This is a genomic window from Actinomadura coerulea (genome assembly GCF_014208105.1).
Classification (GTDB): domain Bacteria; phylum Actinomycetota; class Actinomycetes; order Streptosporangiales; family Streptosporangiaceae; genus Spirillospora; species Spirillospora coerulea.
Genome location: NZ_JACHMQ010000001.1, coordinates 5,127,053 through 5,139,513, shown reverse-complemented (window position 1 = coordinate 5,139,513; position 12,461 = coordinate 5,127,053). Strand labels below are relative to the sequence as shown.

13 protein-coding genes are annotated in these 12,461 nt (G+C 73.0%); 6 read left to right on the top strand and 7 right to left on the bottom strand.

The annotated features are described in order from the left end of the window. Nucleotides 1–2: 2 nt before the first annotated feature. Nucleotides 3–1,412 (bottom strand): PspC domain-containing protein, encoded by a 1,410-nt coding sequence (locus BKA00_RS23515; protein WP_185028334.1) that lies wholly within the window; start codon nt 1,410–1,412, stop codon nt 3–5. A gap of 150 nt (nt 1,413–1,562) precedes the next feature. Between BKA00_RS23515 and BKA00_RS23510 the strand changes: the two genes are divergently transcribed. From BKA00_RS23510 to BKA00_RS23500, 3 genes are all read left to right on the top strand, one after another. Further along, a complete protein-coding gene (locus BKA00_RS23510; RefSeq protein WP_420829692.1) occupies nt 1,563–2,777 on the top strand; it encodes an ATP-binding protein in 1,215 nt (404 codons plus the stop codon). Between the two features lie 86 nt (nt 2,778–2,863). After that, nucleotides 2,864–3,505: a LuxR C-terminal-related transcriptional regulator gene (locus BKA00_RS23505; RefSeq protein WP_185028332.1), complete on the top strand. Its 642-nt coding sequence runs from the start codon at nt 2,864–2,866 to the stop codon at nt 3,503–3,505. A 127-nt stretch (nt 3,506–3,632) separates the two neighbouring features. Next, nucleotides 3,633–4,394, top strand: a complete 762-nt coding sequence (locus tag BKA00_RS23500) for a DUF4190 domain-containing protein (RefSeq protein ID WP_185028330.1) — start codon at nt 3,633–3,635, stop codon at nt 4,392–4,394. 148 nt (nt 4,395–4,542) lie between these two features. On the opposite strand, the gene BKA00_RS23495 is transcribed toward BKA00_RS23500, so the two are convergent. From BKA00_RS23495 to BKA00_RS23480, 4 genes are all read right to left on the bottom strand, one after another. Further along, nucleotides 4,543–5,436: a serine hydrolase gene (locus BKA00_RS23495; RefSeq protein WP_185028328.1), complete on the bottom strand. Its 894-nt coding sequence runs from the start codon at nt 5,434–5,436 to the stop codon at nt 4,543–4,545. A 241-nt stretch (nt 5,437–5,677) separates the two neighbouring features. Beyond that, nucleotides 5,678–6,133, bottom strand: coding sequence for an SRPBCC family protein (locus tag BKA00_RS23490; RefSeq protein WP_179846024.1), 456 nt, complete (start codon nt 6,131–6,133; stop codon nt 5,678–5,680). Nucleotides 6,134–6,297: 164 nt separating this feature from the next. Next, nucleotides 6,298–7,041: a PIG-L deacetylase family protein gene (locus BKA00_RS23485; RefSeq protein WP_185028326.1), complete on the bottom strand. Its 744-nt coding sequence runs from the start codon at nt 7,039–7,041 to the stop codon at nt 6,298–6,300. Nucleotides 7,042–7,168: 127 nt separating this feature from the next. After that, nucleotides 7,169–8,149 carry a nucleoside hydrolase gene (locus BKA00_RS23480; protein WP_230298915.1) on the bottom strand — a complete coding sequence of 327 codons (981 nt, stop codon included), beginning with the start codon at nt 8,147–8,149 and terminating at the stop codon, nt 7,169–7,171. A gap of 100 nt (nt 8,150–8,249) precedes the next feature. On the opposite strand from BKA00_RS23480, the gene dhaK reads away from it, so the two are divergent. The 3 genes from dhaK to dhaM are packed head-to-tail and all read left to right on the top strand — an operon-like array spanning nt 8,250 to nt 10,301. Beyond that, nucleotides 8,250–9,245 (top strand): dihydroxyacetone kinase subunit DhaK, encoded by a 996-nt coding sequence (gene dhaK / locus BKA00_RS23475; protein ID WP_185028324.1) that lies wholly within the window; start codon nt 8,250–8,252, stop codon nt 9,243–9,245. Further along, nucleotides 9,242–9,913, top strand: coding sequence for a dihydroxyacetone kinase subunit DhaL (dhaL, locus tag BKA00_RS23470; protein WP_185028321.1), 672 nt, complete (start codon nt 9,242–9,244; stop codon nt 9,911–9,913). The genes dhaK and dhaL overlap by 4 nt, the downstream gene beginning before the upstream one ends. Before the next feature lies 1 nt (nt 9,914). Further along, nucleotides 9,915–10,301: a dihydroxyacetone kinase phosphoryl donor subunit DhaM gene (gene dhaM / locus BKA00_RS23465; RefSeq protein WP_185028319.1), complete on the top strand. Its 387-nt coding sequence runs from the start codon at nt 9,915–9,917 to the stop codon at nt 10,299–10,301. A gap of 84 nt (nt 10,302–10,385) precedes the next feature. On the opposite strand, the gene BKA00_RS23460 is transcribed toward dhaM, so the two are convergent. Together BKA00_RS23460 and BKA00_RS23455 are read right to left on the bottom strand one after the other, a co-directional pair. Further along, the gene (locus BKA00_RS23460) at nt 10,386–10,706 is read right to left on the bottom strand and encodes a protealysin inhibitor emfourin (protein WP_185028317.1); all 321 of its coding nucleotides are present in this window, start codon (nt 10,704–10,706) and stop codon (nt 10,386–10,388) included. Between the two features lie 111 nt (nt 10,707–10,817). Beyond that, on the bottom strand, nt 10,818–12,260 hold the full coding sequence (locus BKA00_RS23455) for a gluzincin family metallopeptidase (protein ID WP_185028316.1): 1,443 nt from the start codon (nt 12,258–12,260) through the stop codon (nt 10,818–10,820). Nucleotides 12,261–12,461: the final 201 nt, after the last annotated feature.

The window sequence follows — 12,461 nt, the reverse complement described above, 5'->3', positions numbered from 1 at the left end:
GCTCAGACACGGTGCACGTCCACGTCTCCGAGCTTGCCGCGGATCCGCAGGACGATCACCGGCGGGTTCGCGGCGTGCCCGACCTCCGGTTCCAGGGTCCGCACGACCTTGGCGGCGGGCCCGCTCGTCGTCCGGTGGTCGATCCGCACGTCGCCGAGACCGATCCGCGCGTCGACCAGCACCCGGGCGGTGGGCGGCACCGCGACCTCCAGGCCCCCGAGCCCGACCTCCGCGTTGATCGTGACCCGCTGGCCGGCCGCGACCGGCAGCGCGGTGAGGTCGAGGTCGCCCTGCCCGACGCCGACCTTGTACACCCGGCCGATCTGCGAGGTGTCCGTGGGACGCCAGTCGATCTCCCCGTACTCGGCGTTGCGCGGGACGTCGCCCGCGACCGAGGTGGTGAGCATGGCGAGGGTCAGGACGGTCCCGGCCGTCGCGAGGCCGCCCGTCCGGAACCAGCCGCCGACGACGAGGCCGAGCCCGAGGACGGCGAGCGCGGGCGCCATGACGATCAGCCAGGAGTCCGGGGCGGGGTAGGCCCTGGACACCGGGATCAGCGCGGCGCCGGCGGCCATGGCCGCGAGCAGCGTGATCGCCGCCACCGGCGACGTCCTGCCGCCGCAGCCGTGCTCGGCCGGCGCCGCGGGCGCCGTGGTCGCGGTGGCGGAGGGTGCCGCGGCGCCGGGCGCGTCCGTCCACGCGGTCGAGTAGGCGGCGAGATCGATCATGCCGTCGGGAAGCCCGCCGCGCCGGGACGAGCCGGCCCCGTCGACAGGCCCGTGCCCGCTCGCGGAGACGTCCTTGCCGAGCGACACGCCGCCGGTGGACGCGGTCTCCGCCCGAGTCCACTCAGCGGAGGGCTCCGGCGCGTGCCCGGTGATCCGTTCGGGGACGGTCCGCGCCACGGACACGAGGTCCACGCCACGCGAGTGCGCGACCAGCAGCACCAGCCCGACCACCACCAGAGGCGCGATGGCGTCCGTGGGGACCCCGCCGAAGAGGCTGAACGCGACGCCCACGCACAGCAGCGCGCCGAGGATCGTCAGGACGGCCTGCCCGTCGAACCACCGCTTGAGCCACTGCTCGGCGAGCGACGACTCACCCGGGCTCGCCGGCATCAGCAACGCCGCCACGATGTAAAGGAAGATCCCCTGCCCGTGCGCGAGCGCGAGGATCGCGAACCCGACGCGGAACACGACCGGGTCGATGCCGGTATAGCGGGCGAGCCCCGTGCACACGCCGGCGAGCACCTTCCGCTCGGCGTCCCGCGAGAGCCGCCGGTAACCGCCCGCCGCCTCCGCCCCGGCGCCCCGCTCGCCCGTGCGGGGCCCGCCCTCGCCGTGGTCTCCGGTGGCGGGACCGTCTTCGGTGAGTCCGCGCAGGTCCTCGTTCTGGCCCTCTTTCTCGCCCATGCCAGTCATGGTCGCCTGCCGCGCGTGATGCGCGGTATCGGGGACGTCCCTGATTCCGACCCTGAGACAGGCCCGGGGTGGGGCCCTGATGCGGAAGGCGTCCGCGCGTGTGACGATCGGTGACGTGGGAGAACCTGGGGAAGGACGGCGGTGAGCCAGGAGACGGCGGAACGGCCGGCGGCGCCGGGACCGGCGGGCGCGACGCCCCTCGGGCCGGTCCGGCTGGAACGGGCGGGCGAAGGGCGCCTCGTCGCCGGGGTGTGCCGGGGCCTGGCCGTACACCTCGGCGTGGACGTGTTCCTCGTCCGAGGCGCGTTCGTCCTGCTCACGATGGCGAGCGGGCTCGGCGTGGCCGCCTACGCCGCGTTCTGGATCCTCCTCCCCGTCCAGGAGAGGACCTCGGCGGAGGCGGCGGGGCGGCGGCGCGGCCGGGACTGGGGCCAGCTGCTCGCCTACGCGGCCGTGGCCTTCGGGCTGGCGGCGCTGCCGTGGGGCGCGGCCGGGGTCGTCCGGTGGGCGCTGTGGCCGTTCATCGTCGGCGGCGTCGGCGCCGCGATCCTGTGGCAGCAGGCCGACCGCGACCAGCGGCAGCGCTGGACGCTGCCGCTGCGCCAGAGGTGGCTGCGCAGCCTGCTCGGCCTGCTCCTCGTCGTCGGCGGCATCGGCGGTTTCGTGGCGCAGAAGGTGGAGGCCGACCAGGCGCGGTCCGTCCTCATCGCCATGCTGATCATCCTCACCGGGGTCGCGGTGATCGTGACGCCGTGGGTCGTGCGGCTCTGGCAGGACCTCGACGCCGAACGGCACGAGCGCATCCGGTCCCAGGAGCGCGCGGAGCTGGCCGCGCACATCCACGACTCGGTGCTGCACACGCTGACCCTCATCCAGCGGAACGCGCACGACACCCGCGAGGTGCAGCGGCTCGCCCGCTCCCAGGAGCGGACGCTGCGGACCTGGCTCTACCAGCCGCGCGCCGACCCCGACCAGACGTTCGCCGCCGCGATCAGGGAGGCGGCCGGAGAGGTCGAGGACGACCACAACGTCCCCATCGAGGTCGTCTGCGTGGGCGACACGGCGCTGGACGAGCCGCTCGGCGCCGCGCTGCAGGCCGCGCGGGAGGCGATGGTGAACGCCGCCAAGTACGCCGAGGCGCCCTCGGTGTCGGTGTACGCGGAGGTGGAGGGCGACGAGATCGCCGTCTTCGTCCGCGACCGGGGCAAGGGATTCGTTCTGGACCAGGTCCCGGAGGACCGGATGGGCGTCCGAGGGTCCATCATCGGACGTATGGAGCGCAACGGCGGCAAGGCCACCGTCCGCACCGCGCCGGGCGAGGGCACCGAAGTGCGCCTGGAGATCAAGAAGTCGTGAGCGCGGCCGCCGGGAGCGTTCCCCGGGGAGCATGGCATGGTGAGGCGCCGTCAGGGACGGGGCGTGGACACGAGCGGGACGTGGGCATGAGCGAGTCGTTGAAGAGGGTCGTGCTGGTCGACGACCACCAGATGTTCCGGACCGGAGTGAAGGCGGAGCTGGGCGGCGGCGTCGAGATCGTCGGGGAGGCCGGCGACGTCGACGAGGCGGTCGCGGTGATCCGCGGGACGCGGCCGGACGTGGTGCTGCTGGACGTCCACCTGCCCGGCGGCGGGGGGATCGAGGTGCTGCGGCGGCTGCACGGCTCCGTCCCGTCCAAGTTCCTCGCGCTGTCGGTGTCGGACGCGGCGGAGGACGTCATCGGCGTCGTCCGCGGCGGGGCCCGGGGCTACGTCACCAAGACGATCTCCGGGCCCGAGCTGACGGACGCGATCGGCCGGGTCGCCGACGGGGACGCGGTGTTCTCGCCCCGGCTCGCCGGGTTCGTCCTGGACGCGTTCGCCGCCACGGACGCCCCGTCCGTCGACCCGGAGCTGGACCAGATCACCCAGCGGGAGCGCGACGTGCTGCGGCTGATCGCGCGCGGCTACGCCTACAAGGAGATCGCCAAGGAGCTGTTCATCTCGGTGAAGACGGTGGAGACGCACGTCAGCAGCGTTCTGCGGAAGCTCCAGCTGTCGAACCGGCACGAGCTGTCGCGCTGGGCCGCGGCCCGCCGCCTCGTGTAGCGGGGGAATGCTCTGCCCGGGCGCGCTCGGAAGTAAACGTTTTCACCGCAGTTGTGAGCAAATCGTAATCACGGGTAGCCGTCCATCATGATCACGGCCACCCTGCGGTGTGGAACAGTCGCTCCCCATGACCTATCCCCCACCCGGGCCCGCGCAGCCGGGCCCCCAGGCCCCCTATCCGCCCCCGCCGATGCCTTCGCCGCCGATGCCGGGCGAGCACGGACCCGGCTCCCCGCACGGGTCCAATGCCGACAAGACCAACGGGCTGGCGATCGCCGCGTTCGTGACCGGCCTCCTCGGATGCTTCGGCGTCGTCGGCCTCGTCCTCGGAGCCGTCTCGCTCAGCCAGATGGCGAAGAAGGGCGGCAAGGGCCGCGGCCTCGCGATCGCCGGGATCGTCCTGTCCTGCCTGTGGATCGTGGGCGGCATCGCCGTCTTCGCGCTGAGCGGGGACGGTTCGTCCGACGGCGCCGGGGCCGCGCCCAAGGTGACCCAGACCAAGCCCAAAGAGGTGGACGCCAAGAAGATGAAGGTCGGCGACTGCATCAACGACAACTCGGGCGCCACCAGCTCCGCGACCGAGGCGCCGGTCGAGGTGGAGAGCGTCAAGATCGTGCCCTGCGCGGGTCCGCACGACGGCGAGGTGATGGCCGTCTTCCGGCTGAAAGGGTTCGTCATTCCGCCCGAGGCGCGTCTCCAGCAGCTCGCCCTGAACGGGTGCAAGCTCCGCACGCAGGCGCGGATCAACCGCGACCCGGCCGCGCGGGGCATCGCGAACTCCTACTACTACCCGACGGCCGACTCGTGGAAGTCCGGCGACCGCACCGTGACCTGCGTCGCCGTGGCCGCCGCGGACGGCAAGAAGCTCACCCGGCCGCTGCACCGCTGACGTTCCCGGCTCACGCTGGGCGGCCGGCCCGCCGCCCGGTCCCGGAACCGAAGCTCCCCGGTTCTCCCGGTTCTCTGCGCCGCCTCCGTCCGTATCGGCTTCTCCGAGACCGAGGCCTTCCCGGCGCCTTCCCGCCACCCGGACCCGCTCACGCGCGCGACGCGCGCAGGCCGTCGACCACCATGCCGGCGACGTGTTCGACCGTGGACACTCCCGTCTCCATCGTCGGGCTGCCGCTGCTGCACACCGCGATGAGGAAGTCGTGGTCGTTCCCGCTGACGCGGCCGATGCTGTCGATCGTCCAGCCGTGGCCCTGGAAGCGGAGCGGCACCCAGCCGTTCTTCAGCGCCACCCTCTCTCCCGGGCGCGCCGTCGCGCTGATGCCCCACGCCTGCTCGTCCAGTACCGATCCCATCAGGCCGAGGACGTACCGGCGGCCGCGCGCCTTCAACGGGCTCTCGTCCGAAGCCAGGCTCGTCAACAGGCGCACCTGATCGGAAGGGCTCGTCCAGGACGAACCCCAGGAGGTGGGGAACGGCTTCGTGTGCTCCAGCCCGAAAGCCCTGTTCGTCCTCGCGACGCCCGCGCCGTAACCGGCCTCGGCGTACAGGGCGTCCGCCGCCGCGTTGTCGCTCTCCCTGATCATCGTCCCGGCCAGCGCACGCTCAGTGCCGTCCAGCCCACGGCCCTCGGCCTGCCGCCGCAGCAGGAGGCTCGCCAGGATGTCGACCTTCATGACGCTGGCGGCGACGAACCGCCCGTCCTGGTTCTCGCCGAACGACATCCCCGTCCTGAGGTCCGTCACCATCACCCCCGCGCGGCCTGGACGTTTCCGTATATAGGCGCGCACGTCGCGGCGCAGTGTCCCGGAGTCGAACGGGCGGAGCGCCAGCCGGACCGCGGACACGTCCCGCCCCGCCGCCTGTCCGGCGTTCGTGACGACACCGCCCCCGCGCGGCGCCCCGTCCGCCATGAACCAGTAGGCGGCCGAACCCGCCCCGCTGCCCGCCACGAGGGCGAGCACGATCAGCTGACGCCGCATCAATTCCCCCGAATGTCATGCGACCCGAACGAACGTCCAACCCGAACCGGCAAGCACCCGAGACGAGCGCACGCGCCCCGGGCGGCCGTGCGTAGGCGCCCGGCCGTGCGTAGACCCGCGGCCGTGCAGCCATTGATGGGCGTGCGTCACCCGCCAGGTGCGCCTGGCCCTGGTCGTGCCCGCTGGTTCCCGGTGCCCGGGCCACGCGCCCGGGTGGCGTGCGGGCCTGGGGCAGGTGCGCCTAGAGGGCGCCTGGCAGGCGGGCCGGGCAGCCTGGTTCGCAGCGCTCGGAATGCCGCGCCACCCGGTGCGCGTAGGCGTCTAGGCGGCGGCGGAGGACGGCGCTGGTGAGCGGTCCGGTGCCCGGGAAGCCGTCCACCTCGCCGCGCCAGCGGATCAGCGTGCCCGCGAAGTGCGGCTCCAGCGTGATGTCCGCGCGAAGGCGCCGCTCCGGATGGCCGGCCAGCGCGATGTAGCCGTAGTGCCGTGGTGGATCCCAGGCCACGACCTCCTCGCGCCACGACCGGACGTACCGGACGGCCCCGAGTCCGTTCGGGTGCTCCTGGCCGGCGGACTCCCGCCGCACCCGGGTCCAGAAACCGCCCCACTCGTCCCATGCCTCCGGCACGCACAGGTGCTTGAAGATCACCTCAGGCGCGGCGGCGGATGTGGCGGTGGCCTCGATCTCACGCGGCATGACGACCCCCCGAGTTCTGTCACATGGGGTACATGCCCGCTCGGAAGCCGATTACGGCTTGTAAGGGACTGTATTTGCTAAGTGACCGAGACTTGAGCGGCCTGACCGCTTCGGTGAGCCTTTGCGAGGGCGGCGCATTACCTGCGGGTCCGGTGTCGGGACGCTCAGGCGGTGTCGATGACCTGGAAGGACTCGGCGAGACGTCCCTCGGGCAGCCCCGCGGCGGCGGCGTTGGCCCCGAGCCAGCCGCGCAGCATCTCCGGCAGGCCGTCCCCCATGTGCGCGGTCTGGCTGGCGTGCGCCCGCAGCGCGTTCACCTTCCGGTCGAACTGGCCGGTGATGTCGACGTAGTGGTTGACGACCGGGCCGCCGGACAGCCACACCTCGCGCGCCGTCCACGCCTCCAGGCCCTCGTCGGCGAGCAGCTCCGGGTAGGCGTAGGGGTTGCGGGCGTCGGGGTAGACGGCGTCGAGCGCGGCCGCGCCGACCGCCCGGTGGTCGGGGTGGCTCGGGTAGATCCGCTCGTAGTTGCGCTCGGGGCTCGGCATCAGCACCCGGTCCGGGCGCACCTGCCGGATCACGCGGGCGATGTCGCGGCGCAGGCCGAAGCCCGTCTCGACCCGCCCGTCCGGGTAGCCGAGGAACCGGACGTCGCCGACCCCCACGCACTTGGCCGCGGCGCGCTGCTCCTCGCGGCGCAGAACGGCCATCTCCTCGCGGGTGACGCCGTCGTCGAAGCCTCCCGCGTCGCCGTCGGTGACCATGAGGTAGACGACCTCGATGCCGCGGTCCGTCCAGCCCGCGACCGTGCCGGCCGCGCCGAAGTCGACGTCGTCGGGGTGCGCCATCACGACGAGGATCCGCTGCAGCTCGCTGTCGTCCAGAACGTTGGTCACATCTTCAACCATAAGGTCGGCGAACCGTTCCGGCATCCCCGGAGATCGTTCTTTCGGCGAACGCCCCGGTGCGCCGGACGGCCGCGCGCCCGCGCCGGGGGGATCGGGCCCGCGCGGCGGGGCGGGAGGCGACCCCGGCTCAGAAGGTGAGGAGGGCCGACAGCAGGCGCTCCTGGAACCGCGCCACGTCGCTGCCCACGGCCACCTTCACGGGACGGCGGGTGTCCTCGGCGGGCAGCGAGCGGGCGTCCCACACGGTCGTCCCGCGCGTCAGCTCGCCCCGCAGCTCCACCCGGACCGGACGCTGGACGTACTCGCCGAGGTCCGGGTCGACGATCAGCATCGCGGCGAGGGCGTCGTGGATGACGGCGCCCCGGCGCTTGAGGGTGGGGGTGTAGGCGTCCGCGTAGAACTCCAGGATGTTCGCGGCGAACCGGGCGACGGGGGTGTCGTGCGCGGCCAGCCCGTCCAGCCAGTCGTCGTGGACGGCGGTCGGGTGCGTGGCGTCCAGCGGCACCAGGACGATCGGCCAGTCCGCCGCGAACACCAGGTCGGCGGCCTCGGGGTCGTGCCAGATGTTCGCCTCGGCGTGCGTGGTGATGTTGCCCGGGTGGTCGAACGCGCCGCCCATCACCACGACCTCGCGGATCAGCGACGGCAGCTCGCCGTCCAGCAGCAGGGCCGAGCCGAGGTTGGTCAGCGGGCCCGTCGCGAGCAGGGTCAGCTCGCCGGGCATCGCGCGGGCCAGCCGGACGATCTGCGCGGCGGCGGGCTCGGCGACCGGGCGCCCCGCGGGCTCGGGAAGGCGCGTGTCGCCGAGGCCGTCGGTGCCGTGCCAGTCCAGCGCGTAGTGGACGTCCTGCGCCATCGGCCGGGCGGCGCCGACCGCGACCGGCACCACCGGCCCGCCCGGCCCGGGCTCGCCCGCGGGAACGCCGGCGGCCTCCAGGACGCGCAGCGTGTTCAGCGCGCCGGTCATCGGGTCGATGTTCCCGTGCACCGTGCCGACCGCCGTCAGCTCCGCCTGCCCCGCCTGGACCAGCGAGGCCAGGTAGAGCAGCGTCATCGCGTCGTCGATGCCGGTGTCGCAGTCGTAAAGGATCTTCGGTGCCTTCGTCACGGGTGCAACCTATGCGGCGCGGACCGTCCGGTCACCCCCCGAATCGCATGATCGGCGATTGGGTCTGGGACGGGGCGCTTCGCCGGGGTAGAGCTGAGACATGCGCAAACTCATCAACGCCCCGGCGGACGTGGTGTCCGACGCCCTGCGCGGACTGGCCGCCGCGCACCCGTCGCTGAAGGTCGACCCCGGGACCGGGACCGTCATAAGAGGGGACGCCCCGCGCACCGGGAAGGTGGCCCTTGTCTCGGGCGGCGGATCCGGTCACGAACCGCTGCACGCCGGATTCGTCGGTCACGGAATGCTGGACGCGGCCTGCTGCGGCGAGGTCTTCACCTCTCCCGTCCCCGACCAGATCATCGCCGCGACGATGGCGGTGGACGGCGGCGCGGGCGTGCTGCACCTGGTGAAGAACTACACGGGCGACGTCATGAACTTCCAGATGGCCGCCGAACTCGCCGAGGACGAGGACATCGAGGTCGTGTCGGTCATCGTCGACGACGACGTCGCGGTGGAGGACAGCACGTTCACCGCGGGGCGGCGCGGCACCGGCGCCACGCTGTTCATCGAGAAGATCGCCGGGGCGCTCGCCGAGGAGGGCGCCCCGCTCGCCGAGGTGGCGGCCGTGGCGCGGGAGGTGAACGAGCGCAGCAGGTCGTTCGGCGTGGCGCTGTCGTCCTGCACGGTTCCGGCGGCCGGGACGCCGACGTTCGAGCTGGGCGAGGACGAGATGGAGCTCGGCATCGGCATCCACGGCGAGCCGGGCCGCGAACGCGTCAGGATCGGCACCGCCGCGCAGATCGTGGACGCCGCGCTCAGCGCGATCGACGCGGACATGCCGCTGTCGGGCTCCGAGGTGCTCGTGCTGGTCAACGGGATGGGCGGCACCCCGCTGATCGAGCAGTACGTCGCCTACGCGGCGGCGGCGCAATGGCTGGAGGGGCACGGCGCGACCGTCGTCCGCCGCCTGGTCGGGCCGTACGTGACCAGCCTGGAGATGGCGGGCTGCATGATCAGCGTGTGCCGGGTGACGCCCGAGCTGGTCCGCCTGTGGGACGCGCCCGTCGAGACGCCGGGGCTGCGGTGGGGCCGATGAGCACGGGCTCGATGGACGCGGGGGACTTCGCGGCGTGGATCGGGCGGACGGCCGAGCGGGTGTCCGCCGACGCCGAGCGGCTGACGCGGCTGGACGCGGCGATCGGCGACGGCGACCACGGCCTCAACCTCGACCGCGGCTTCCGCGCCGCGGTGGAGGCGCTGCCCGGGGACGTCCCGCCGGGCAAGGTGCTGATCGCGGCCGGCCGGGCCATCGTGTCGAAGACCGGCGGCGCGTCCGGGCCCCTCTACGGGACGGCGCTGCGCCGCGCGGGCAAGGTGTTCGGCGACGCCGCCGACGTGGACGCCGCCGCGCTCGGCGCCGCGCTCCGGGCCGCCCTTGAGGGCGTCCAGGATCTCGGCAAGGCCGCCGAGGGCGACAAGACGATGGTCGACGCGCTGGCTCCGGCCGTCGCGGCGTACGAGGCGGCCCTGGCGGACGGCTCCGACCTCGCCGGATGCGCGCGGGCCGCCGCCGACGCCGCCGCGAAGGGCGCGGACGACACCGTCCCGATGCGGGCGCGCAAGGGCCGGGCGAGCTACCTGGGCGAGCGCAGCGAGGGGCACATGGACCCCGGCGCCTCGTCCACCGCCCTGGTCCTCGAAGCCCTCGCCGACATCGCGGAATCGCCCGATGCCGGGGGATCAGACGCCGCGGGGGAGGGGTGAGATGGTCGGCATCGTCATCATCTCCCACAGCCGGACGCTCGCCGAAGGCGTCGCCGAGGTCGCCCGCGCCATGGGCGTCGGCAAGGCCGTCGTCGAACCCGCCGGCGGGGACGCCGAGGGGCGCCTCGGGACGAGCATCGACCTCGTCGAGCAGGCGGTCGCCGCGGCGGACGACGGCGACGGCGTCGTGCTGCTCGCCGACCTCGGCAGTTCCGTGCTGACCGCCAAGATGCTCATCGAGGACGCCGAAGGCGACGCCGTGCTGCTCGCCGACGCCCCGCTGGTCGAGGGCGCCGTCGCCGCCGCGTCCATGGCCGCGACCGGCGCGGACCTCACCACCGTCCACACCGCGGCCGAATCCGCCCGCGACCACCGCAAGACGAACTGACCCCGCGGCCGACCCGGCCCGCGGCGCCCCGGCCGCACAGCCGGCTCAGGACACGCTGTGCGGCCGGGGGCGGGTGCGGTGGGGTCAGGGAGTGGCGTCGGGGCCTTCGAGGAGCGTGCCCAGGACGGAGGCGGCCCCGGCCGTCGGGTCGCCCCGTACCTCGTAGACGCGCGGCTCCCCGTCCGCCCCGAGCTCCTCGGCGCCGTCCCCGGAGACCGTGATCCGGTAGGCGGGGAGGTCGGCGCCGATCTCGCCGGGCTCGCCCCGGGCGTGCGCGGCCGCCAGCGCGTCCACGGCCCGGCGGACGCGGCCGGCCTGTCCGGCGGGGAGGGTCGCGGTGTCGTACTGCGCGACGACGGTGCTGCGGCCGGTGAAACCGCCGGTGCTCTCGATCGTCACGCGCATGCCGCGCACCTCCCCGTCGACTCGTCCGCTCCCTGCTCGTTACCCGCTCGCGGCGGGTCGCTACCTCCCGAACGGTCTCATCAAACGATCGCCTCCTGGACGGTGCCGCTGCTAGCTGAACGTGCTGCGCAGCTCGTCCAGCTGGCTCCGGAGGATGTCGTCGTCCTCCAGCGAGCCGCCCCGGGCCAGCTTCTCCTCCGGGATGACCTGGTACTCGGGCATCTGCATCGTCCCGCAGCAGCGCGACCTGTCCTGGGAGGCCAGCAGGCTCGCGGAGTTCTCGTCGTGCGGCTCGACCTCGGTGACGTCCTGGCCGTCGCCGGTGTACGCGGCCTCGGTCATCGCCATCTGCCCGCTCATCAGGTCGCGCAGCGGCGTCGCCGCCGTCGTGATCTCCCGGACGGCGAACCGGTTGCGGATGAACGTCCGGTAGACGGCCGGGTCGCCGCGGTTCGCCGACGCCTGCAGCATCTTGTTCGCCACGTCCACGTACCGGGCGCCGGTCGCGGGGGACGCGACGATCGCGTCGAACACGAGCTTGCACAGGGCGGACGCCGTCTCGATCAGCACGACGGCCGCGTCCTTCGTGCGCTGCTGCCGGCTCAGCTCGAAGGTGTAGAGGTCGGCGAGGATGTCGTAGACCGCCCCCGTGAACACCTGCGAGATCGCGTGCACCTCGTTGCCGACCTCGCTGAGCTTGAGGTCGTTGTCGGCGTTGCGGAGCCCGGACGGCATGCCGAGCGCCTTGCCGAACTGCTCGGCCAGCTCCGCCAGGAACGACCTGTCGTGCAGGTTCGCCTTGGTGAGCGAGACGAGCGCGTCCGCCTGGTCCGGCTGCGCCAGCGCCAGGAAGATCGCCGTGATGTCGCCGAACGACTCGTGCAGGCCGCCGGTCTGCGGCGGCGCGTCCGCCGACAGCCAGCCGGGCTTGAGCCCGTCCAGGATCGCGTGGCCCGTCTCGTGCGCGACGATGTCGAGGGACTGGCACGTGAAGAGCACGTTCGACGGAGGCTGTCCCTTCGGGGTGAAGAAGAGGAACTTCAACGCCTTGGCCGTCCGCGTGTAGAACGCGTTCGCGCCCTCGGCGGCGTGCGGGAAGACGGTGATGCGCTCGGTGTTGCCGCCGACGTTCCACGCGAACGGGATCGGGACCCCGCCGTTGTGGCGCTCGTACATGGCGATCGTCTCCCGGACGACCGCGAACGTGTGCGCGCAGTCGAACTGCGGGGTTCCAGGAGTGAACACGAAGTCGCCGCTGATGTTGCGGGCGACAGGGGTGACGCCCTGCAGCTCGGTCTGGACGCGCACGTCCATGGGGCCGTTCAGCACCACGGTCGGGATGTAGGTCAGCCGCGCGCCGAGCTCGGTGACCGACGGGTCCTGCTTGTAGATCAGGAACCTGTGGCCGGGCTGTACCGGCACCGGAACCGGTACCGGCCGCGGAACGGAACGCGGAAGCGGGGGCGGCGCCGCCTGGGACGCGCGTCCCGGCCATTGCGCGGGTACCAGGATCTCGGCGTCGAGTTGGGTCTGGAGTTCCTGCTGGTGGGTCATAGAAGCCACCTCCCCTGTGACAGTGCGCGAGTCCTGCTGACTCTGCGCCGCTGTGCGCGGACATGCGGGGATGCAATAAGGGGCCTTGCACTCCGAATCCGGGCCGGGGGCCCGATCGGTGTCCGCTTCACCTCCAACGTGTGCCGGAACGTGAGATCGAGTCAACCCACCGTGTCCAAAAGGCACGCCATCTGTCCACAT